The sequence below is a fragment of the Alteraurantiacibacter aquimixticola genome (assembly GCF_004965515.1).
In the GTDB taxonomy this organism is placed as follows: Bacteria; Pseudomonadota; Alphaproteobacteria; order Sphingomonadales; family Sphingomonadaceae; genus Alteraurantiacibacter; species Alteraurantiacibacter aquimixticola.
Genome location: NZ_SSHH01000001.1, coordinates 540,914 through 561,724 on the forward strand (window position 1 = coordinate 540,914; position 20,811 = coordinate 561,724).

General features: G+C 63.8%; 19 protein-coding genes. 8 read left to right on the forward strand and 11 right to left on the reverse strand.

All coding sequences use genetic code 11. The features are described from left to right. Positions 1-98: 98 nt before the first annotated feature. A complete protein-coding gene (locus E5222_RS02295; RefSeq protein WP_211196074.1) occupies positions 99-3,311 on the reverse strand; it encodes a TonB-dependent receptor domain-containing protein in 3,213 nt (1,070 codons plus the stop codon). 354 nt (positions 3,312-3,665) lie between these two features. Here E5222_RS02295 and E5222_RS02300 point away from each other — a divergent pair, with 354 nt between their 5' ends. The 3 genes from E5222_RS02300 (at position 3,666) to E5222_RS02310 (ending at position 5,934) form a co-directional block, all read left to right on the forward strand. Then, positions 3,666-4,448, forward strand: a complete 783-nt coding sequence (locus E5222_RS02300; protein WP_136692101.1) for an SDR family NAD(P)-dependent oxidoreductase — start codon at positions 3,666-3,668, stop codon at positions 4,446-4,448. A 72-nt stretch (positions 4,449-4,520) separates the two neighbouring features. Next, positions 4,521-5,408 carry an S-methyl-5'-thioadenosine phosphorylase gene (mtnP, locus tag E5222_RS02305; protein WP_136692102.1) on the forward strand — a complete coding sequence of 296 codons (888 nt, stop codon included), beginning with the start codon at positions 4,521-4,523 and terminating at the stop codon, positions 5,406-5,408. A 46-nt stretch (positions 5,409-5,454) separates the two neighbouring features. After that, positions 5,455-5,934, forward strand: coding sequence for a MarR family winged helix-turn-helix transcriptional regulator (locus E5222_RS02310; RefSeq protein ID WP_136692103.1), 480 nt, complete (start codon positions 5,455-5,457; stop codon positions 5,932-5,934). Positions 5,935-6,081: 147 nt separating this feature from the next. Here E5222_RS02310 and E5222_RS02315 read toward each other — a convergent pair whose 3' ends face one another. The 7 genes from E5222_RS02315 to E5222_RS02345 all read right to left on the reverse strand — a co-directional run bounded on the left by E5222_RS02315 (position 6,082) and on the right by E5222_RS02345 (position 13,416). Further along, positions 6,082-7,086: a type II secretion system F family protein gene (locus tag E5222_RS02315; RefSeq protein ID WP_136692104.1), complete on the reverse strand. Its 1,005-nt coding sequence runs from the start codon at positions 7,084-7,086 to the stop codon at positions 6,082-6,084. 20 nt (positions 7,087-7,106) lie between these two features. Next, a complete protein-coding gene (locus E5222_RS02320) occupies positions 7,107-8,078 on the reverse strand; it encodes a type II secretion system F family protein (RefSeq protein ID WP_136692105.1) in 972 nt (323 codons plus the stop codon). 77 nt (positions 8,079-8,155) lie between these two features. After that, positions 8,156-9,445, reverse strand: a complete 1,290-nt coding sequence (locus E5222_RS02325) for a pilus assembly protein CpaE (protein WP_136692106.1) — start codon at positions 9,443-9,445, stop codon at positions 8,156-8,158. Positions 9,446-9,460: 15 nt separating this feature from the next. After that, entirely contained in the window at positions 9,461-10,108 is a 648-nt protein-coding gene (locus E5222_RS02330; RefSeq protein WP_136692107.1) for a CpaD family pilus assembly protein, read from the reverse strand. Between the two features lie 14 nt (positions 10,109-10,122). Continuing rightward, positions 10,123-11,688 carry a type II and III secretion system protein family protein gene (locus E5222_RS02335; RefSeq protein ID WP_136692108.1) on the reverse strand — a complete coding sequence of 522 codons (1,566 nt, stop codon included), beginning with the start codon at positions 11,686-11,688 and terminating at the stop codon, positions 10,123-10,125. Between the two features lie 74 nt (positions 11,689-11,762). Next, the gene (cpaB, locus tag E5222_RS02340; protein ID WP_136692109.1) at positions 11,763-12,845 is read right to left on the reverse strand and encodes a Flp pilus assembly protein CpaB; all 1,083 of its coding nucleotides are present in this window, start codon (positions 12,843-12,845) and stop codon (positions 11,763-11,765) included. A gap of 79 nt (positions 12,846-12,924) precedes the next feature. Next, the gene (locus E5222_RS02345; protein WP_136692110.1) at positions 12,925-13,416 is read right to left on the reverse strand and encodes an A24 family peptidase; all 492 of its coding nucleotides are present in this window, start codon (positions 13,414-13,416) and stop codon (positions 12,925-12,927) included. A 101-nt stretch (positions 13,417-13,517) separates the two neighbouring features. Between E5222_RS02345 and E5222_RS02350 the strand changes: the two genes are divergently transcribed. The 3 genes from E5222_RS02350 to E5222_RS02360 are packed head-to-tail and all read left to right on the forward strand — an operon-like array spanning position 13,518 to position 15,821. Next, positions 13,518-14,486: an alpha/beta fold hydrolase gene (locus E5222_RS02350; protein WP_136692111.1), complete on the forward strand. Its 969-nt coding sequence runs from the start codon at positions 13,518-13,520 to the stop codon at positions 14,484-14,486. Continuing rightward, entirely contained in the window at positions 14,483-15,580 is a 1,098-nt protein-coding gene (locus tag E5222_RS02355; protein WP_136692112.1) for an NAD(P)/FAD-dependent oxidoreductase, read from the forward strand. Before E5222_RS02350 ends, E5222_RS02355 begins: the two co-directional genes overlap by 4 nt. 58 nt (positions 15,581-15,638) lie before the next feature. Then, complete coding sequence (locus E5222_RS02360; protein ID WP_136692113.1) at positions 15,639-15,821, forward strand: YegP family protein; 183 nt, start codon at positions 15,639-15,641, stop codon at positions 15,819-15,821. A 39-nt stretch (positions 15,822-15,860) separates the two neighbouring features. Here E5222_RS02360 and rnhA read toward each other — a convergent pair whose 3' ends face one another. Genes rnhA through ispH form a run of 3 tightly spaced genes read right to left on the reverse strand, consistent with a single transcriptional unit; the run spans position 15,861 to position 18,278 of the window. Beyond that, complete coding sequence (rnhA, locus tag E5222_RS02365; RefSeq protein WP_136692114.1) at positions 15,861-16,301, reverse strand: ribonuclease HI; 441 nt, start codon at positions 16,299-16,301, stop codon at positions 15,861-15,863. Further along, entirely contained in the window at positions 16,298-17,296 is a 999-nt protein-coding gene (locus E5222_RS02370; RefSeq protein WP_136692115.1) for a homoserine kinase, read from the reverse strand. Before E5222_RS02370 ends, rnhA begins: the two co-directional genes overlap by 4 nt. 7 nt (positions 17,297-17,303) lie before the next feature. Then, positions 17,304-18,278, reverse strand: a complete 975-nt coding sequence (gene ispH, locus E5222_RS02375; protein ID WP_136692116.1) for a 4-hydroxy-3-methylbut-2-enyl diphosphate reductase — start codon at positions 18,276-18,278, stop codon at positions 17,304-17,306. Positions 18,279-18,355: 77 nt separating this feature from the next. Here ispH and E5222_RS02380 point away from each other — a divergent pair, with 77 nt between their 5' ends. Beyond that, entirely contained in the window at positions 18,356-19,006 is a 651-nt protein-coding gene (locus tag E5222_RS02380) for a hypothetical protein (RefSeq protein ID WP_136692117.1), read from the forward strand. A 56-nt stretch (positions 19,007-19,062) separates the two neighbouring features. Further along, entirely contained in the window at positions 19,063-20,808 is a 1,746-nt protein-coding gene (gene argS / locus E5222_RS02385) for an arginine--tRNA ligase (protein WP_136692118.1), read from the forward strand. Positions 20,809-20,811 lie beyond the last annotated feature (3 nt).

A 20,811-nucleotide genomic window follows, 5' to 3' on the forward strand; every position in this document is an offset into this window, starting at 1 on the left:
TTCTCTTTCGTGCGCGGCTTCGAATTGCGGAATGCGAATAAACCAAGGGCGGCGGGTTTGTCACCCGCCGCCCCGGATTTTGGCCGATACTGAAGTTATCAGTAGCGGACGTTGATGTTCACGAAGGCGCGGCGGCCGAGCAGGTCATACTGCGAATACAGCAGGCCCTGACCGGTCGAGCGCGTACCATCGCCACCGATCTGGGTGGTACGCGGCGGCTTGTTATCCGTGATGTTCGACATGCCCGCAGTGACGCGGAAATGCTCGTTAATCTCACGCGTCACCGAGAAGCTGTGATAGAACTGCGCGGCAGTCGTCAGCTTCACGCACACAGTGCCAAGCGTGACATAGTTCGGGCAGAGCGAGCCTTCGGCTTGGATGAAATCCTCGGTGTCGTCAGTGCCACCGATCACATCCAGGCCATAGAAGAGCGACCACGGACCGGTGTCCAGCTGCGCGAAGAAGTCGCCAACCCAGACGGGATCACCGGCTTCGCCGTTATTGTCTTCATTGAAGCCATCGAACAGCGCGACGTCGTCCTTCGTCTGCCAGGTCATCTGGCCCTGCAGCGTGAGGGTCGTGTCGCCCGCAAAGTCGTGGACGATCCGCGTGGTCACGTCGACGCCTTCGTTCTTCTGGCTATTGATGTTGAAGAACTGATCGAACACCACTGCGATGTTGCTGCGATCACCACCCGGGATATCATACTGGGCAGCAATCTCGGCGGGCGCAGTGCCGTTGTCGAAATCGCTGAACCGGTAGAACTGATTGCAGAGCGGGTCATCCGGGTAGAAGTCGGATGAGTAGCACGACGACAGAATGCCCCCGCTACCCAGCTGTGCGATCTCGCCATTCACCTCGATGTTGAAGTAGTCGACTGCGATGCTGATGTCCGTGTTCGGCAGGAAGGCGAACGACGGCGTCAGGATAGCGGAGGCCGTAAAGGCGTTGGAGGTCTCGGGTTCGAGAACGCCGATACCACCACCGGTAATCACCGCCAGCGACACGCCGGCACCGGTGTGGCTTGGATCCACGCCGTCAGCCGCACAGGCATCCTGAATGTTTTGCGGGACCATCTTCGAGGGCAGATCGTACTGGATACAGGGGTCAACAGCACGCTGGCCCAGAGAACCGGTCTGGTCGGCCAGGAACTGTTCGAACAGTGCCGGGGCGCGATAGGAGGTGCCGTAGGTGGCGCGCAGGCGCAGCCAGTCGGTCACTTCCCAGTTGCCGGCCAGCTTGTAGGTCCAGTTGCCGTTGGAGGTGTCCTCCAGGCCGTCGGACGCACGCGTTGCGCTCACATTGGTGACGCGCGCTGCACCGGTGAAATCCAGGCTCTGGATGAGAGGCAGGTCCTGCAGCAGCGGGATGTTGATTTCGGCGAAGGCTTCCTTCGTCACCGACTTGCCGGCGGTGATGCCGGCGCCACCGAAGTTGAAACCGTTGTCGGCCTGGCGGATCGGGCCGGGCACGTCATTGATCTCGTCTTCGCGAACGGCGCCACCCAGAGCGATGCCGACCGTTCCGCTCCACGGGAGTTCGATCAGGTCGCCGGAAACCAGGCCTTCCACATACTTCTGGGTATACAGGGTGTTACCTTCGTCCCAGTCGAACAGGAACGCGAATTCCTCAGGCGAATACAGGCCGTAGTTGAATTCCGGGCTGAACCAGTCAACGAAGATGCACTCGCGGTTGCTGACCGGCGTCCGGCCATCCGGGCAGGCGGAGTTACGCACGCCGTTGGTGCCGCTGCGGAAGTTCGCCGTAGCAATGGCGTCCTTCAGAGCGGTCTGGTTGCGATAGGTGCCTTCCGAGCGCGAATACTGGCCGTAAAGGTCATAGGACCAGTTCGACGTGATATCACCGCGGAAACCGGCGACGGCGCGATAATAATCGACATCGACCGAGCTATCGACATGTGGGTTGAACGGGGTCGGGCTGAACAGCGCGGCACCCACGAAACCCTCTGCATACGGGTCAAAAGCAAAGCCGTCGGAAGGGTCGCTGGTCTGCAGACCGTCGCCATTGTAGTCGTAGTAGTAGTCGTAAATCTCGCCCAGGCCGAACTGGTAGATCTGGCCCGATGCGTTCACGAAGTTGTCGCGCTTGTTGTACATCAGTTCAGTGTAGAACTCGATGCCATCGGCCAGCTCGTAAGCGGCATCGATATAGATGGTGTACAGGTTGGTCTCGGGAGAGACCGTATCGTTGTCCATCAGCGGGTGGTAGCGGTTGGTAACCGCAGCCGACGCGGCATCATAGCCGACCGGGAACCAGCCTTCGGGAAGGGCAATCTGACCGACCTGGGTGCGCGGACCCGCAGCCGGAATGTAGTTGCCGAGATTGTCGTCGCCGTAGCTGTACTGGAACAGCGAGGAAGCGCCGGTGCCATCGCTGCCCGGGATGTTCGAACCGCCCGGCGTACCGAAATCGGCAAGGCCGTCACCGTCGAAGTCCATATAGGTGTAGTCGTAGGTCCAGACGTGGCCCCAGGTATTGCCGGAATCCGAACCTTCGCAGGCATACTCGCCGGTGCGCGGGTCAATCAGGTCGGCGCGGGTGCTGTAGGTTTCGTCGGTGAAGACGTAGTTCTCGCCGCAACCGAGGTAGTCGCGGTCGCCGCGTGCCAGTTCGTTGCGGCGCGAATAGCTGCCCGCAATCAAGATGTGGCCGCGGTCGAAGGTCTTGCCCCAGGTCGCCGTGGCCGACCACTGCTCGCCGCCGCTTTCGAAGGGAACCGAGCCGAAGAAGTCGAATTCGATGCCGTCAGTGTCGCGCTTGGTGATCAGGTTGACCACGCCGGCAACCGCGTCCGAACCGTAAATCGAGGATGCACCGTCCTTCAGGATGTCCACCTGCTCCACAATGGACTGCGGCAGGACGTTGAGATCGAAGGAGGACACACCGCCTCGCGTGCCGGACGGGCCTGCGCGGCGGCCGTTCAGTAGGACCAGCGTGCGTTCGGCACCCAGGCCGCGCAGCGAAACCGTTTCTGCGCCGGTGCCGCCGTTGGTAAGGAAGGCCGAAGACAGCGCGGAAGTGATCTGGTCGGAACCCGCGGCGATCGGGGAACCCTGCACCATATTGGCGGTGCTGTTCAGACCCTGGCGCGCAGCGATCTGGGGATCGATGACCGTGAGCGGAGCCGGTGCCGAGAACTCGTCGCGCCGGATGCGCGAACCGGTGACGAAGATGGTATCACCGCTGGAACCGTCGGCCGAAACCGGGGCGTCCTCGCCATCGTCGTCCTGAGATGTGATCATCACATCTTCTGCGTCCTGAGCCAGGACGGGATTTGCGGCCAGCGCCACGGAAAGAGCAATTGGCGCGGTGGCGCCCCTAAGAGCGGTTCTGATTTTCACAGGTCAGTCCCCATTATGCGGCCGGATCGTCCGGCCAGGATTTGGTGGTACCTAACTGATCGCAAGTTGACCCCGGGCGACCAGGCAAGGGTTTAGCAAGATGCTGCTTGCTGACGTGCTTGAAGGTTAAACTGGTTTCAATTCCAATTATACTTCCTGACGGAATTGCTTCAGTCATGTTGCAGTTTGACCACAGATAGGTTTCGCTCGCGTAAACGGTGGCGCTTGACCCTCCCTGCAAGCCCTCTAGGACCGTTGGCGGCAGGGCCCGCTGCGGGGGCCGGACAAGGGAGATTGCAGGACATGAAGGTCGATTCCTCGATTAGCGCGGTGGTGACCGGCGGCGCATCCGGTCTGGGTGAGGCAAGCGCGCGGGCGCTCGCCGCCAAAGGGGCGAAAGTCGCGCTGTTCGACCTGAATGTGGAGCGCGGGCAGCAGGTTGCGTCAGAGATCGGCGGCACTTTCTGCCAGGTGGATGTGTCCGACGAAGCATCGGTGGATGCCGGCTTCGCCGCCGCGCGAGCCGCGCATGGGCAGGAACGCGTGCTGGTATGCTGCGCCGGTATCGGCACCATCGGCAAGACCGTGCGCCGCGACAAGGAAACGGGCGCGATCAGTCACATGCCGGTGGAACTCTTCGCCAAGACGCTGAAAGTGAACCTTGTCGGCACCTTCCAGTGCGTGGCCAAGGCTGCAGCAGGGATGATGACGCTGGACGGGCTGGAAGATGGTGAGCGCGGCGCGATGGTCTGTACCGCCAGCGTGGCGGCGGTGGACGGGCAGATCGGCCAGGTCGCCTATTCCGCCTCCAAGGGCGGCGTGGTGGGCATGACGCTGCCGATCGCGCGCGATTTCATGTCCGAAGGCATTCGCATCAACACTATCCTGCCGGGCATTTTCAACACGCCGCTGCTGGCGGGCCTGCCGCAGAACGTGCAGGATGTGCTGGCAGCATCGGTGCCGTTCCCCAAGCGTTTGGGCAAGCCGGAGGAATATGCCAATCTCGTCCTGACCATGGTCGAGAACGGCTATTTCAACGGCGAGACTGTGCGGCTGGACGGCGCCATTCGCATGCCGCCGCGCTGACGGGCGTCATGCGGTCGCATCTGGCTAGGAACGGCAGGGCAAGGCTCGGCAAGGCGAGGGAAGGGTAGGCCAATGGCCGAATGGCATATCGGCGTAATCGGCGGATCCGGTCTCTACCAGCCCGGCGCGCTCGATGATGCACAGGAGATCCCGGTCGGCAGCGCCTTCGGAAAGCCGTCCGGTCCGGTCACCACGGGCCGCATTGCTGGCGTGCGCTTCACCTTCATCGCCCGGCACGGGCCAGGACACGCCCTGTCTCCCTCATATGTGAATTACCGCGCCAATATCGATGCCCTCAAACGGTGCGGGGTCACCGATATTCTGGCGATCTCGGCTATCGGCTCGCTGGCGGAGGAGATGGAGCCGGGCCAATTCGTCGCCGTCGACCAGCTGATCGACCGTACGACGGGCCGCGAGCGGTCCTTCTTTGGCGACGGGATCGTGGCGCATGTGCCGATGGCCGATCCCATCTGCCCGCGCCTGTCCGGCTATGCCATCAAGGCGGCCAAGAAGACGGAAGCGACCGTCCATGAAACGGGCACCTATGTCGCGATCGAGGGGCCGCAGTTCTCGACCCGCGCCGAAAGCCTGATGTACCGGAGCTGGGGTGCGCATGTCATTGGCATGACCGCCATGCCCGAAGCGCGCCTGGCGCGCGAAGCGGAGCTGCCCTATGCCTTGCTCGGCATGGTGACCGACTATGATTGCTGGCGCGATGCGGTAGCCGACGTCGATGTGGCCGATATCCTGGCGGTCATGCAGGCCAATGCCGACATCGCGCGCAACACCTTGCAGGAGCTCGCATCGGTCTTGCCAAAGACGCGCAAGGCCAGCCCCATCGATACGGTTCTCGAAACGGCGATCGTCACGCCTCCCGAACACTGGGCTGCGGAAGCCACCACACGGCTCGACGCAGTAGCGGGGCGGCTCGTCAAAGCTGTGCCGCAACAGGGCGGCTGACGCGAAGAGCTTGCAAAGCGGGCTCGGCTGAACAATGTTGCTGGCCATGCAACCGACAACACCTCTCGCCAAGTTCCTTCCATACCAGCTGTCCATCACTTCCAATGCGGTCAGCGGCCGCATCGCTCAGGAATATCGCCAGCGTTTCGGCCTCAGCGTGCCGGAATGGCGCGTGATGGCCGTGCTGGGCGATTCTGGTGGGCTGACCCAGCGCGAACTGACGCAGCGCACGCTGATGGACAAGGTGGCGGTAAACCGCGCCTGCAAGGTATTGGAAGAACGCGGTTTGGCCGAGCGCACGCCCAATGTGCAGGACGGTCGCTCGCACCATCTTGAGCTGACCGATGCCGGCCGCGCCATGCATGGCGATATCATGCCGCTGGCGGTGGAAATGGAACGTCGCGTCTTTGCCGGCCTTTCGCCTGAAGAGATGGACCAGTTCCGCGGCCTGCTGGAACGGGTGCGCGGCCAGGTGGACGATTTGGACAGCGACGCCATCGATTCGGGCAATTTCGGCGTCGGCTGACGCTGGCTGACGGTCTGGACCTGCCAGTCTGGCGGCGTCTCACCCTTGATGATGCCGCATTGAAAAAGGCCCCGCCGGGCAATTGCCGGGCGGGGCCTTTTCAATGGGTACCGGTCGCTTGGTGGACCGGGCCTTATTCTGCCAGCATCAGAAATCGTCGCTGGCGAAGGCGTCGGCGATCGAACAGGCTGCCGGGCCAAGGATGACGATGAACAGCACCGGCAGGATGAACAGGATCAGCGGCACCGTCATGATGGCGGGCAGGCGCGCGGCCTTTTCTTCCGCACGCATCATGCGCTCGTTGCGGAATTCGGCCGACAGCACGCGCAGGGCGGAAGCCAGCGGCGTACCGTAGCGTTCGGTCTGGATCATCGTGGTCACCACGCCGCGCACCGCATCGAGATCCACGCGATAGGCGAGGTTCTCGAACGCCTGGCGACGCTCGGTCAGGAAGGATAGCTCGATCGCGGTCAGGGCGAATTCCTCACCCAGTTCCGGATAGGCGCGTCCCAGTTCCTTGGCCACGCGGTTGAAGGCAGCATCGACCGTCAGGCCGGCCTCGGCGCAGATCACCAGCAGGTCCAGCGCGTCGGGAAGGCCCTTCTGGATGGCCAGCGTACGCTTGCTCGATACGTTCTGCAGGTAGAGTTCGGGGCCCTTGTATCCCAGGACCACCAGGGCGGCGAAGCCCATGAAGCGCTTCGTGCTGCCCCAGTCGGGGAACATCTCGGTCCAGTAGAAGATGACCACGCCGATCAGGCCCAGCACCACCGGCAGCACCATGCGCGAGAAGAGCACGACGATCGCCAGTTCCTTGTTGCGGAAACCGGCCTGCGCCAGCTTCTGCTGGATCATCTTGACCTGGCTCTCCTGGAGGACCTTCATGCCCTCCATGGTTTCCTTCATCTTGTTGACGTTCTCGTTCTTGCGAACGAGACTTTGCCGCTTCTTGGAATTGGCCGTGAGCATGCCGGTCTTCAACTCGGCACGCCGGTCGTTGAGCGACTTCACGCGCTTGGCCATCGGGTCCTTCACGGTCACCGCGGCATAGATCGCCAGGATCACGGCGAAGGCGGCCAGGCCGGACAGGACCGTACCGACCAGGACAACGTCGACGCCGAGGAGCGTGGGTCCGGAGGAGGGAGTGATCATGATATTCTACCCTTCCAGGATCAGATTTCGAAGCTGACCATCTTGGCCATGATGAAGCCGCCGATGGACATCCAGACGAGACCGCCAAGACCGGTGACGATCAGGCGTTCGTCTTCGAAGAAGCCGCTGATGTAGCTGGGGTTCACCCAGTAGATCATGATGAACACGATGAACGGCAGCGCGCCGACGATATAGGCCGAGGCCTTGGATTCGGAGCTCATCGCCCTGATCTTGAGCTTCATCTGCGCGCGCTTGCGCAATACGTCGGCCAGGTTCGACAGCGTTTCCGCCAGGTTACCACCCGTCTCGCGCTGGATTGCCAGCGTGATGACGAAGAACTGGAATTCGGCAGTGCCCAGCTTGTCGGCCGTGACCTGCAGCGATTCTTCCATCGTGCGGCCGATCTTGATGCGTTCGACCACCGCGCGGAATTCCTCGCCCACGGGGCCGGGCACTTCGGCGGCGACCACGCCAAGGGTTTCGGTAACCGGAAGGCCGGAGCGCAGGCCGCGGACAAGCAGTTCGATACCGTCGGGGAACTTGGCGTTGAAGGCGTTGGTGCGCCGCTTGACCAGGAAGCCCACCACCATGTGGGGCAGGCCCGCGCCGAACAGCAGGCCGACACCCAGCGCCAGCAGGGCGGCGCCGGTCTGTAAATAGAGAATGGCGGCCAAGGCGAGGGCAATGCCGCCCGATGCGTAGAAATACTGCATCACGGTCCAGTTCCTGCCGGTCCGTTCCAGACGCAGCTCGAGTGCCTTAAGGCGCGAATCCGCACCCGCGCGGCTGAACTGCTTCGGCTTGCGCGCGGCGATCGCCTTCTTCAGCTGCGACTCGACCTTGTCCTTGGTGCTATCGGAGTGCCGGTAGCGGACGGCCTGCAGGCGGCGCTGCGTATCCTTGACCGTGGAAGGGCTGGTGACCAGCATGTAGCCCAGGATCATCAGACCCATCATGCCACCGGCTACTAGCAGAACCTGGATGATGTTCATGTCTCGCCCTTGTCGTTTGCGTCTGTCAGTCTGCACCGGTGGGGCCGGCCCCTGACGGGCCGGCCATCCACGCGTCGTTATTCAGCCGGTTCGTGTGCGCCGGCCTTGTCCTTCTTGGACGAGAGCAGCGATTTGATATCGAACTTGCCCATCAGCGAACCGGACTTGCCGGCATCTTGCAGGCTGCCTTCGTCCTCGCTCACGCCGACGATCGCATTGGCGATGTCCTTGATCACGCTGGTGGACTTGGCGCTCCTGTTAGCCTCGACGAAGGTCTGGCCCAGCTTTGCAGCGTTCACGGCAGCCTTCTGGTCGTACGGGATCATGTAGTTGACGCCGCGCTCGATCGAGGCTTCGAAATCGGCCTTGCTGATCTCGCTGGCACCCGCCTGCACCTTGTTGCACACCACCAGCGGGGAGGCGCCGGGGGCATGCGTCTTCAGCCAGGAGAGCAGGCGGATCGTGTCGCGCGCGGAGGCGAGCGTCAGCTCGCACACCAGCGTCACGACATTCACGTCCTGCAGCAGGTGCGGGAAGTTGATCAGCATGTTGCGTGGCAGGTCGATCACCGTCATGTCGAAGGCTTGGCGGAATTCCTCCTCCAGCTGCACGAAGGCAGTGCCATCGGTCATCAGCGGCGCATTGATCGGCGCTTCCGCACTCATCAGCGCGAGACGGTCATTGGCCCGGATCATGGCGCGTTCGATGAACAGGCCGTCGATACGGCTGGGGTTCTCGATCGCGTCCGTCAGGCCGCGGCCCGGCTCGAGGTCGAGCGAGAGCGCGCCGGTGCCGAAATGGACGTCGAGGTCGAGCAAGGCGGTGGACCGCGCATGCTCGCCGGCGAACAGCCATGCCAGCGACGTGGCGATGGTGGAGGCACCAACGCCGCCGCGCGTACCGACCACTGCGGTCGACACGTGCTGGCGCTCGCCATCGCCATCCTGATTGCGCGGGGCGGAGAAGACCGCCTGCGCATTGGTCAGTGCATCACGCAGCTGCCCGGCCGAAAGCGGCTTGAGCAGGTAGTCGTGGATGCCGCTGGCCACCAGGTCGCGATAAAGGCGCACATCGTTCACCTGGCCGATGGCGATAACCACCGTGCCCGGCTCGCAGACTTCCGCCAGAGCGTTGATGTCGTTCAGCGGGTCGCCGCTTTCCGACAGGTCGACCATCAGAATGGCCGGGCTGGCGGAAATCGACAGGGCCTGCACGGCGTTGCGCAGGCCACCCTTGTTGCACTTTTCGGGCTGCCAGCCCATCTCGACCGCGACCGGGCGCAGCACATCGAGCGCTGCATCGTCGCAGATGAAGGCGGAGAAGGGATCTCGGCTGCCGACCGAGCCGGTCTTGAACGGTGAACTCATTGTCAGGATCCCCTCTTAGTTTGTAGCCACGGCGGACACCGCGGTACCACCGCCACCGGTGGGTGCTGCTTCGCGATAGGATTCGATCGCCTTGGTGGAGCTCATCACGACCGTGTCACCGGTACCGGCGGCACCTTCGAGAAGGTGTTCGGGATCGGCGACCATGGCAGCAAGGTTGCTGTTGATCGCACAACCGAAGTTGGCTGACGTGTTGTTGCCCAGGTTGGAATTGGCGTTGCCGGACCAGTTGGGGCAATCAGGGACATGCGCCGTAGAGCGCGTGACCACCACGCGGATATTGCCGGGATCGATATAGCCCACGGTCACCGGGGCGGCTTCTTCCAGCAACAGGCTGAAGCGGCTGGCAACGGCCGCGACATCGTCCTTCACCGCGGCACTGGCCATCGGATCGTCGAGCGAAATGCGGTCGCCATAGCCGACGTCGAGCGTTTCGAACCAGTCGGCCAGTCGCGCCTGTTCGGGCACGGTCAGGCCGCTGGCGCCGGCCCGCAGGTCCAGCGTGAAGTTGCTGCGTTCGACCACCGGCTGGTTCACGCTGTAGAGCGAGGAATTGGCCGGGGCGGGTGTGGTGCAGGCACCCAGGCCTGCTGCCAGCGAGAGAGCGAGCGCCGTTGCGGCTGCGCGTTTGATACGAAGAGTCATGGCTGTCACCTCTCTCAGTTCAGATTGAAGCCGGGCGTTGCGGCCTCGGCAGTGCGTTTGTCGGAACCGCGCGGCGTTTCGCCATCGGCAAGGGCTTCGCCGCTCTGGCCGTTCAGGCTGACCGCCGGGTTGGCCGGAGCTTCCTCGGCCGCACGCGGCATCGGACGTACCTCGCCACTCACGCCGTTGTGCTGGCGGTTGAGCAGGAACTGCTCGGCCGCAGTCGGCGCGTGGAGCCCATCGGTCGGCAGGCGGATTTCGCGATCGCTCACCGGTTCGACCAGGTAAGGCGTCACCACGATCACCAGCTCGGTTTCGCCGCGACGGAACTCGGTCGAGCGGAACAGATTGCCCAGGATCGGCAGGTCGCCCACGCCAGGGGCCTTGTCGATCGTGTTGTTGGCGTTGTTTGACAACAGGCCGGCGATCATGAAGCTCTGGCCGGAGCCGAGCTCGATCGTCGTTTCCGCACGGCGGATAGTCAGCGCCGGGATCTGGAAGCCGTTCAGCGTCACCGCGCCCTGGCTCGAAAGTTCGGAGACTTCCGGGGCGACGCGCATCGAGATACGGCCGTTGCTGAGCACGGTGGGCGTGTAGGACAGGCCGACACCGTAATTCTTGTATTCGACCGTGGTGGTGCCAAGGCCCTGGCTCAGCGGGATCGGGAATTCGCCGCCGGCAAGGAACTCGGCGGTTTCGCCCGAAAGCGCGGTGAGGTTGGGCTCGGACAGAGTGGTCACCAGGCCTTCGCGTTCGGCAAGGTCAAGCGCCGCACCAATGTCGAGGCCCAGCAGGCTTCCGACGCCGCCCAGCGTGGTGCCGGGAGAAATCGCCGAGAAACCCGAACCGGAAGTCGTGCTGCCATCGGAAAGGGTGGCAGTACAATTGGCACTGGAACAGGTGATCGTGCCCGGCGCGAAAGTCGTGAAGGGGTCGCGGCCCTGGCCCAGACCGAACTGGAAGCCGCCCGTCGTATCGATCGTGGTCAGGTTCACACCCAGCGAGCGGACCAGCGAGCGGCTGACTTCGGCAAAACGGACGCGCAGGTTGACCTGCAGCGGCGTCGCCATGCGCAGGCGGGAGATCACATTGGTGTCATCGCCGACAAAGGCCGAGACCAGGCGTTCCGCTTCGGCGGCATCCTCGGGCGCGGCCACGGTGCCGGTCAGCAGCACGGTGTTGGTGCCCATGGTGGCAACGCTGATCTGTGCTTCGGGCATCGCCAGCGCCAGCATCTGGTCGATGCTGTCGATGTTGGAGCCGACGCGGATATTGGCGGACCAGATGATGTCGCCGGCAGCATTGCTGGCGTAGATCGTGGTCTCACCGCCGGACAGGCCGAATACATACAGCTGGCGCTGCGACTTCACCTGGACGTCGGCAACGTTATCATTGGCGACGAAGATGTCGGCCATGTTGCCCGGCACGGTGACCAGCTCGCCGCGGCCGATCGACAGGACGATATCCTGCGCCGGTCTGACGATGGAGGACTGGGCCTGGGCCACGCCGGTCGGCACGGCGGCCAGCGGTGCGATCGCACATGCGGCGGTCAGCACGGTCTTGAGAATGCGGCTTTGCATTTTCTTGCCCCTAGAATTGGATCCGTTGAAATTGGCGGATTTCGAGTGCGTGTTTGCGTGTCTTTCCATGTCGGTCACCGCAGCGTCGAAAGGCCGACGGGCACGGTGCCGGCAGCGCGGCCGGTCGCCGCAGCCTGGCGATCGAGGATGGCGCCCGCACCGCGATCGACATTCTCGACCGAGGTGTTCTTGCCACGGGTCACCCGGACGGTCGGGCCGGACGGCTGGACCGGGCCGACGAAGCTCGGCATGGGCTGTCCGTTGCCAGCCGGGGCGGCATTGGTCGGCGCCAGGTTGCGGCGCTGGAAGCGCGACACGTCGCCGCCGGTCACGAAAGTCGTGGGACCTTCGGTGGGACGGGCAACTGCCTGGCGCAGGATGCGCTCTTCTTCTTCCGGCGTGGCATCGGAGGGAACATCGATATCGCCTGCGGCAATCGCGCGTTCCAGCTCGGCCTGGTTGTCGGCGATCGAGCGTAGCGAGAGGCTGAGCGTGCCGATCGTCTGGGCAACCGTGATCTTCTCCGCGATGCGCGGCGTCACTTCCAGCGTCACCGTGCGGATGGCGCGCACCACGGTGCGGCCGTCTTCGGTGGTGGTCGTTTCGGTCGACTGGTCGGTCGCCAGGATACGCAGGTTGGTGAGGATGGTCTCTGCAGCACGCAGGCCGCCATCGTCGCCAGCCACGGTCTGCGCCAGCATCAGGTCGACGCGGTCACCCGGGAAGACGAAGCCGCCGACACCCGTGCGGGCCGAAACCGGCACGGTGATGGCGCGCATGCCCGGGCCAAGCGCCGCAGCCAGGAAGCCACGATCGCCGGGCGCGACGAGCGAGCCCTGGGTAACCGGTTCGCCTGCCGTCACCGGAAAGCGCACAACGGTGCCCAGCAGCGCGTCCATATTGGCCTCACCGTCAATGAAATAGGCATCCTGCACGAGTTCCTGCGGCCACAGCTGGTAGCCAATGGCATCGGCAGTGATGATCGTGCCCACGGGCAGGCCACGCTTGGCCACCAGGACTTTGGGTCCTTCGGGCTCGACGGCGGCGGCTTCTGCCTCCGGCGCGCTGGCGCCCGCAAACATGCTCCGGGCAGCAAGTGCCGTACCGATCGCAACGATCAGTGCCGCTACAAGCAAAATGAGCTTCTTCTTGTCCATGGTGCGTCAAGCCCCCTTAAAGATCCTTCGCGGAATGATTTTCACCGGATAGGCTGGAATTGGTTAAAATGAGGTTTTCTTACCCTGCGGTCCCGGTAATCGCGCTCGCGGGGATGTAGAAGGAAGCGATGACCCACAGGCCCGCCGCGGCGATTGCAACTCCATAGGGAATCGCGATTCTGTCGCGCTGGCGGCGCATGATGTGCCAGCCTCCGAAGACGAGAGTCAGGACGCCGCCGAGCAGCGCCATCATGACCAGCAATTTAAGGAAGTGTTCGGGTGCGATCCAAAGAGCGAGCGCCGTCAGCAGCTTGATGTCGCCGCCGCCCATCATCTTCAGCGCGAAGAGGATCGACAGGCCGAAGAAAGTGGCCACGGCAAGGCCCAGCTGGATGGCAATGTCCGGCCACAGTGCCATGTCGCTGGCCCACCAGAAGACAGGTGCGGCCAAGGCGATCGCCCCGTTCAGCCAGTTGGCGATCCGGCGGCTCTTCAAATCGGTAAATGCGGCGGTAAGCAACGCAATTGCCAATGCGGCAAGCAGACCGTACTTGATTGGATCGTCCAGCATCAAAAGTCCCCGAGGAAATCCCTTGGGGAGTGAGTGCTAGCGATCATCACTTACTAAATAGTAACCACGGCAGGAGGGAACAGATTCAGCATCAGACGCCAGTGACCGGGGCGCAGGCGTTCGATCGCCGGGCCATTCCCGCAAATGCGGTCGAGGACACCTGGCTGGCGGGCGACGGGCATGCCATCCGCCATATCGAGTGGCCGGCGCCCGAAGGGGGCGAGGCAGGACTACGCGGATCGATCCTGTTCATGCCGGGACGCGGCGATGCCTATGAGAAGTATCTCGAGACATTCGAGCACTGGCGCCGCCAGGGCTGGCAGGTCACCGCGGCGGACTGGCGCGGCCAGGCCGGGTCGGGGCGGCTGGGCAGCGACAGCGTGACCGGTCATATCGATGACTTCGCCATGTGGATCGCCGACATCGCCGCCTTCTGGAAGCAATGGGCAGAAGGGCGGCAAGGGCCGCTGGTGCTGGCCGGTCATTCCATGGGCGGGCACCTGGTCCTGCGCGCGGCGGCGGATGGCGTGCTTAGCCCCGCACCCAATGCGCTGGTGCTGTCCGCCCCTATGCTGGGCGTGCATCCCGAATGGCTACCCCTGAGCGTACAACAGCTTGTCGCTGGCGCGATGAACACGATCGGGGAGCCGCAGCGCCCGGCGTGGAAATGGAGCGAGAAGCCTGGCGAGTTTCCGGCTTCGCGTGTCAAGCTGCTCACACATGATGCAGCGCGCTACTCCGACGAGGAGTACTGGCGGGAGGCGCGGCCCGAACTGGCCATGGGGCCAGGCAGCTGGGGCTGGGTCGCGGCGGCGACGCGGTCGATGCGGCGGTTGCGCGAACCCGGCGTGCTGGAAAGGCTGGCGATGCCCGTCTTCATCACCTCGACATCGGCGGACAAGCTCGTCTCCCACAATGCCAGCCGTGCCGCGGCACGGCGGATCGGAGATGTCACCTTCCTGGAGTTCGGCGAGGAGTCCGCGCATGAAATCCTGCGCGAGGCAGATCCGGTGCGCGACCGGGCGCTGGGCGCCATTGACAATTTCCTGGACGGGATCGCCGCACGTTGAACGACACTTTCGATATCGTGGTGATCGGCGCGGGGATCGCCGGGGCGAGCCTTGCGGCCGAGCTCGCGCCGCATGCCAGCGTGCTGCTGGCAGAGGCGGAGCGCATGCCCGGCTATCACTCCACCGGCCGCTCTGCCGCCTTCTGGGACGAATGCTATGGCGGGCCGGGAGTGGTGCCGCTGACCCTGGCTTCCGGACCCTGGCTGAAAGAGCATGGCTTCCTCAGTCCGCGCGGCGCGGTGCATCTCGCTACCGCCGACCAGCTTGGGCAGCTCGACAGTTTCGAGCAGGAGTTTTCCGGCACCGGCGTGTCCATGAACCGGCTCGACCGGGCCGGCATTGACCATCGCATTCCGGGCCTGCGCGACGGCTGGGTGGAAGCGATCGAGGAAACCGAATGCGCCGATATCGATGTCGGAGGCGTTCACCAGCATTACCTCGCCAGCGGCAAGCGGGCGGGGGTGGAACTGCGCACCGGCTTTCGCCTCCAAAGTGCAGAATGGCAGGGCGGCGGCTGGTTGCTCACCTTCGAGAATGGCGAGCAGGTTAGCTGCGGCGTGCTGGCCAATGCCGCGGGCGCCTGGGTGGACGAGGTCGCGCGGATGGCGGGCGCCCAGCCGCTCGGCATCACGCCCTATCGCCGGACGGTGGTGCAATTGCGCACCGCACCAGCGCCCGATCCGGACCTGCCGCTGGTGCTCGGCATCGATGGCTCCTTCTACTTCAAGCCCGATGGCGCGCGCGTGTGGCTGAGCCCGCATGACGAAACGCCAAGCCCCGCCGCAGACGTTGCCGCTGAAGAGCTGGACGTCGCCATCGCCATCGACCGGTTCGAGAAAGTGGTCGACTGGAAGATCGAAGCGGTGGAACGCAAATGGGCCGGCCTGCGCAGCTTCGCGCCCGACCGAATGCCCGTCTACGGCCACGATCCGGCCAGCGAGGGCCTGTTCTGGTTTGCCGGGCAAGGCGGCTTCGGGATCCAGACCGCACCTGCCGCCGCGCGCCTGGCCAGCCAGCTTCTGCTCGGCCTGTCACGCGATCACATGACGGCCACTATCGACACTGGTGTTTACTCGCCCGCACGCTTTGGCTAGCCAAGGGGTTAGCAGGCCATCACCGTCCTGCCCCCAACAACAACCCATGGGAGGTTTCATGGCGCACCGTTTCGAGATCCGTAAGAACAAGAAGGGCGAGTTCGTTTCCTATTTCTGCTACAACAGCGAAACGATCTTCTGGACCGAGGGCTACAGCTCCAAGGCCAGCGCGAAGAACGCCATCGAATCCATCCTGAAGAATGGCCCGAAAGCCGAAGTGGTGGACAAGTCCGCCGAATAGGCGCTGCCAGCTTCTCACCCCGGAAGGGGACAAGAAGGATCAGGGTCGGCCAACCTCGTCAGCAGCATCGCTGGCCAGGCGGTCGACCCTTTCATTTTCGATGTGGCCGTTGTGGCCCTTGACCCAGACCCATTCGACCTGATGACGGCCCACCGCCTCGATCAGGTCGTGCCACAGATCGGCATTCTTGACCGGCTTCTTGCTGGCATTGACCCAGCCGCGCTTCTTCCAGCCGGAAACCCACTTGGTCATCCCGTCGATGACATATTTGCTGTCGGAATGGATGGTGACTTCACACGGTTCGATCAGCGCATTGAGCGCCTTGATCACCGCGGTCATTTCCATGCGGTTATTGGTCGTATCGGGCTCTGCGCCGGACAGTTCCTTCTCATGCCGCCCCATGCGCAGCAGCACACCCCAGCCGCCTGGGCCGGGATTGCCCTTGCAGGCGCCATCGGTGAACACATCGACCTTCTTCATGATGCGAAGATAGCCTTTCCCTCAGCTTCATAGAACTGCATCCGGCGGACAAAATCCATCGGATCCTTTTTGGTGACTAGCGCGTCCGCCGGAGTGTTGAGCCAGTCATAGGCGCGGGTGGCGACAAAGCGCATGGCCGCGCCGCGCGCCAGCACGGGCAGCGCCGCGTGCTCGGCAGGGGTCAGTTTGCGCACGCTTTCGTACCCGGCCAGCAATGCCTGCGAGATTTCCGGGCGGAATTTGCGCCCGTGATCGGCAAAGCACCAGGCTGCATGGGTCACGGCGAGGTCGTAGGCGAAGAAATCGGTGCAGGCGAAGTAGAAGTCGATCAGGCCGGATACCTTTTCGCCCAGCATCAGCACATTGTCGGGAAACAGATCCGCATGGCACACGCCCTGCGGCAAGCCGCCGGGCCAGTCCCCGGCAAAGCCGGAAAGCGCATCGTAGACGATATCGGGCAGCGCCGGATCGATCGTGGCGAGGCCTTCCTGCCCGCACTCGTCGATCAGCTCCTGCCACGCGGCGAGGCCCATCGCGTTGGAGCGCTCACTATAATCCTGCGCCGCAAGATGGATGCCCGCCAGCGCCGCGCCTACGGCATGGGCTTGCGCAGGCTCGGGCCGGTCAATCGATACGCCGGGCAGGAACTCGATCAGTGCCACCGCCTTTTGCGGGCCGTCGGGATCGGCGGGATCGGGGATCATGCGATGCGTCGCCCCCGACCTGTCATGGATCGTCGCGGGCACCGGGCAGCCCTTTTCCGCCAGCAGGTCGAGCAGGCCGAGGAAGAAGGGCAGGTCGGTGAGCTCGATACGGAATTCATACATGGTCAGGATGTAGCGCGCGCCGCCACCATCCTTGCCGGTCGTCTCCAGCAGCCAGTTGGAATTGGACACGCCCTCGGCAATGCCCTTGGCGCTGACGAGTTCGCCGACGTCGTAATGGGAAATGAGCTCGGCAAGATCCTCCGCCGAAAGCTGCGTATAGACTGCCACCTGGGTGCTACTCCGTCAGCTGGCGCGGCAGCTTGAAGACCATCTTCTCTTCGGCGGTAACGACTGGCCGCTCCTCCACCTGCCGCAATTCGGCCAGTCGGTCGATAACCTCGCGCACCAGCGCTTCGGGTGCGGAAGCCCCGGCGGTGAGGCCGAGCGTTTCCACGCCTTTCAGCCAGCCCGCCTCGATCTCCGATCCGCGCTGGATCAGCTTGGCCGGCGTGCCGCAGCGTTCGGACACTTCGACAAGGCGCAGCGAGTTGGAGGAATTGGGCGCGCCGATCACCAGCACCAGGTCCGCCTTGGGCGCGATTTCCTTCACCGCCGCCTGACGATTGGAGGTGGCGTAGCAGATATCCTCCGCCTTGGGCGCGACGATATCGGGATAGCGTTCGGTAAGCGCAGCGATGATTTCCGCCGTGTCGTCCACCGAAAGCGTGGTCTGCGTGAGGAAGGACAGCTGCTTGCCTGCGGGCACTTGCAGCTCCGCGACATCTTCCACCGTTTCCACCAGCGTCATGTCACCCTCGGCGACCTGACCGAACGTACCGATGACTTCCGGGTGCCCCTTGTGGCCGATGAACAGGATATGCCGCCCCGCCTCGATCTGGCGTTCGGCCTGGCGGTGGACCTTGGACACCAGCGGGCAGGTGGCATCGACATAGATCATCTCGCGCCGTTCGGCCTCTGCCGGAACGCTTTTGGGAACGCCGTGGGCGGAAAAGACCACCGGCACGCCTTCGGGCACTTCGCTCAGCTCCTCGACGAAGACCGCGCCCTTGGCGCGCAGCCCGTCCACCACATAGCGGTTGTGGACGATTTCATGCCGGACATAGACCGGTGCGCCATAGCGTTCGAGCGCGCGCTCGACGATTTCGATTGCGCGGTCCACGCCAGCGCAAAAGCCGCGCGGGGCAGCGATCAGCACGGTCAGCGGCAGCTTTTCGGTCTCGCTGACGGTTTCGGGAAAGGGGGCGTTCATATCCGCGCTCCTAGCTGTTGTCGCCCGCGAGTGAAAGGGGTAGGGCCTTCGCCCAAGATAAGGACTAAGGACCGGGAATGAAGCTTCGAAGTGCAGTGATTGTCGCCGCTGGTGCCGCCATGGCGCTCGCCGGATGCAAGAGCGAAGGCGATATCGTCGTGCAGCAAGGGGTGGGCATCACCGCGCTGCGGTCCGTCTGCCCCGCCGTGGGCATTCCCGACCATACCGGCGACATCACCCTGTTCTCTCCCGCCAGCGCAACCACCGCCGATGCGATCGACGTGACGGCGGTGATCACCAATGTCCGCGCCAATTGCGATGAATCGGGTGCCGAGGTCTATTCCACCGCGACCTTCGATGTGCAGGCGCAGCGCCGCGATGTGAGCGGTACGCGCACAGTCGAAATTCCCTATTTCAGCACCGTGATGCGCGGCGGCAGTTCGGTGGTTGCCAAGCGCCTCGGGACCGTGACGCTCAGTTTTGCCGATGGCGAGGCGCGGGCCAGCGCCATGGGCACGGCCGGCGCGGTGATCGACCGGACGGAGGCAACGCTGCCCGCCGATATCCGCGAGATCATCACCCGCACGCGCCGTGCCGGCGATACGGATGCGGCGATCGATCCGCTGACCCGTCCGGAGGTACGCGCCGCGCTTGCCCGTGCGAGTTTCGAGCTGCTGGTGGGTTTCCAGCTGAGCGAGGACCAGCTGGCCTATAACGCCACGCGCTAAGTCGGGGGAGCCAAGGCGCTTTCGCCAGCCTGCCAAACAGGCTAACGGCGGCGCCTATGTCCGATACCAAGACCCTTTACGCCGCCTTTGCGGCCAAGATCGACGCCGTGCTTTCCGCGCTTGAGGCGGAGGCCGTGCTGCCGCCTGATTGCCCGCGCCAGAATGTCAGCGTGGAACCGCCGCGCGATCCCTCGCATGGCGACCTCGCGACCAACGCTGCGATGGTGCTGGCCAAGCAGGCCAAGACCAATCCGCGCGCGCTGGCCGAAAAGATCGTCGAGCACCTGACGCGTGACCCGCTGATCGAAAGCGCGGAGATCGCCGGGCCGGGCTTCATCAACCTGCGCCTTGCCGACACGGCCTGGCTGGAGGAACTCGCCGCCATCGCCAAGCTGGGCGCGGAATATGGCCGCTCCACCATCGGCGCGGGCAAGCGGGTGAACGTGGAGTATGTCTCCGCCAACCCGACCGGACCCATGCATATGGGCCATTGCCGCGGCGCGGTGGTGGGCGATGCGCTGGCGAGCCTGCTCGAATATGCCGGGCACGATGTGATCCGCGAATATTACGTCAACGATGCCGGCGGGCAGGTGGACGTGCTCGCCCGCTCCGCCTTCCTGCGGTACAAGGAAGCGCTGGGCCACGATATCGGGGCAATCCCGGAGGGCCTCTATCCCGGCGATTACCTCAAGCCTGTTGGCGAGGCGCTGGCCAAGGAGCTGGGCGACCGCTTCGTGGACGAGCCCGAAGACGAATGGCTGCCCATCTTCCGCGCGCAGGCGGTGACGGCGATGATGGAGCAGATCCGCGCCGACCTCGCCCTGCTGGGCATCAAGCATAACGTCTTCTCCTCCGAAGCCGCGCTGCAAATGGCGGGCAAGCCGGAGCAGGCGGAGAAATGGCTGCGCGAACACGACCTTGTCTATGATGGCGTTCTGGAGCAGCCCAAGGGCAAGGTGCTGGACGATTGGGAGCCAGTGGAGCTGCCGCTGTTCCGCTCGACCAGGTTCGGGGATGACCAGGACCGGCCGATCAGGAAGTCGGACGGCAAATGGACCTATTTCGGCGCCGACCTCGCCTATCACATGCAGAAGGCTGAGGGTGCGGACGAGCTGATCGATATCTGGGGCGCCGACCATGCGGGCACGGTGAAGCGGATCAAGGCCGCCGTCGCCGCTCTGTCCGAGGGACAGGGCAAGCCCATCCCCTTCGACGTGAAGCTGGTGCAGATGGTCCAGCTGCTGAGGAATGGCGAGCCGGCCAAGATGTCCAAGCGCTCCGGCAATTTCGTCACCATTGCCGACATGGTGGAGGAAGTGGGCAAGGACGTGGTGCGTTTCACCATGCTGACCCGCAAGCCCGACGCGCAGATGGATTTCGACTTCGCCAAGGTGGTGGAGACGTCGAAGGACAATCCTGTTTTCTATGTCCAGTATGCCCATGCGCGGATCTGTTCGACCCTGCGCAAGGGTGCGGCGGAGGGGCTGGAACCCTCCGATGCGGACCTGTCGGGCCTTGGTGCGGACGAGATGGCCCTGATCGCGCAGGCTGCGCAATTCCCGCGTGAGGTTGAGGCCGCCGCCAAGGCGCGCGAACCGCACCGCATCGCCTTCTATCTCTATGATTTGGCCTCCGCTTTTCACAGCTACTACAATCTGGGCAATGACGATGCGCAGAAGCGGATCATCCTGGCACAGGACCCGGCGCTTTCTGCGGCAAGGCTTTTCCTCTCCGTCCAGATCGGGCAAGTATTGCGCAATGGGCTCGCCCTTTTGGGCGTGGACGCTGTCGAGGAGCTGTAGTGG

Bases quoted from the DNA above. Each gene is read 5' to 3' on its own strand.
- E5222_RS02335 (WP_136692108.1), bottom strand. From the start codon at position 11,688: ATGCAAAGCCGCATTCTCAAGACCGTGCTGACCGCCGCATGTGCGATC.
- cpaB (WP_136692109.1), bottom strand. From the start codon at position 12,845: ATGGACAAGAAGAAGCTCATTTTGCTTGTAGCGGCACTGATCGTTGCG.
- E5222_RS02380 (WP_136692117.1), top strand. From the start codon at position 18,356: ATGAAGCTTCGAAGTGCAGTGATTGTCGCCGCTGGTGCCGCCATGGCG.
- rnhA (WP_136692114.1), bottom strand. From the start codon at position 16,301: ATGAAGAAGGTCGATGTGTTCACCGATGGCGCCTGCAAGGGCAATCCC.
- E5222_RS02325 (WP_136692106.1), bottom strand. From the start codon at position 9,445: ATGAGTTCACCGTTCAAGACCGGCTCGGTCGGCAGCCGAGATCCCTTC.
- E5222_RS02315 (WP_136692104.1), bottom strand. From the start codon at position 7,086: ATGATCACTCCCTCCTCCGGACCCACGCTCCTCGGCGTCGACGTTGTC.
- E5222_RS02310 (WP_136692103.1), top strand. From the start codon at position 5,455: ATGCAACCGACAACACCTCTCGCCAAGTTCCTTCCATACCAGCTGTCC.
- E5222_RS02345 (WP_136692110.1), bottom strand. From the start codon at position 13,416: ATGCTGGACGATCCAATCAAGTACGGTCTGCTTGCCGCATTGGCAATT.
- E5222_RS02320 (WP_136692105.1), bottom strand. From the start codon at position 8,078: ATGAACATCATCCAGGTTCTGCTAGTAGCCGGTGGCATGATGGGTCTG.
- E5222_RS02360 (WP_136692113.1), top strand. From the start codon at position 15,639: ATGGCGCACCGTTTCGAGATCCGTAAGAACAAGAAGGGCGAGTTCGTT.
- argS (WP_136692118.1), top strand. From the start codon at position 19,063: ATGTCCGATACCAAGACCCTTTACGCCGCCTTTGCGGCCAAGATCGAC.
- ispH (WP_136692116.1), bottom strand. From the start codon at position 18,278: ATGAACGCCCCCTTTCCCGAAACCGTCAGCGAGACCGAAAAGCTGCCG.
- E5222_RS02330 (WP_136692107.1), bottom strand. From the start codon at position 10,108: ATGACTCTTCGTATCAAACGCGCAGCCGCAACGGCGCTCGCTCTCTCG.
- E5222_RS02300 (WP_136692101.1), top strand. From the start codon at position 3,666: ATGAAGGTCGATTCCTCGATTAGCGCGGTGGTGACCGGCGGCGCATCC.
- mtnP (WP_136692102.1), top strand. From the start codon at position 4,521: ATGGCCGAATGGCATATCGGCGTAATCGGCGGATCCGGTCTCTACCAG.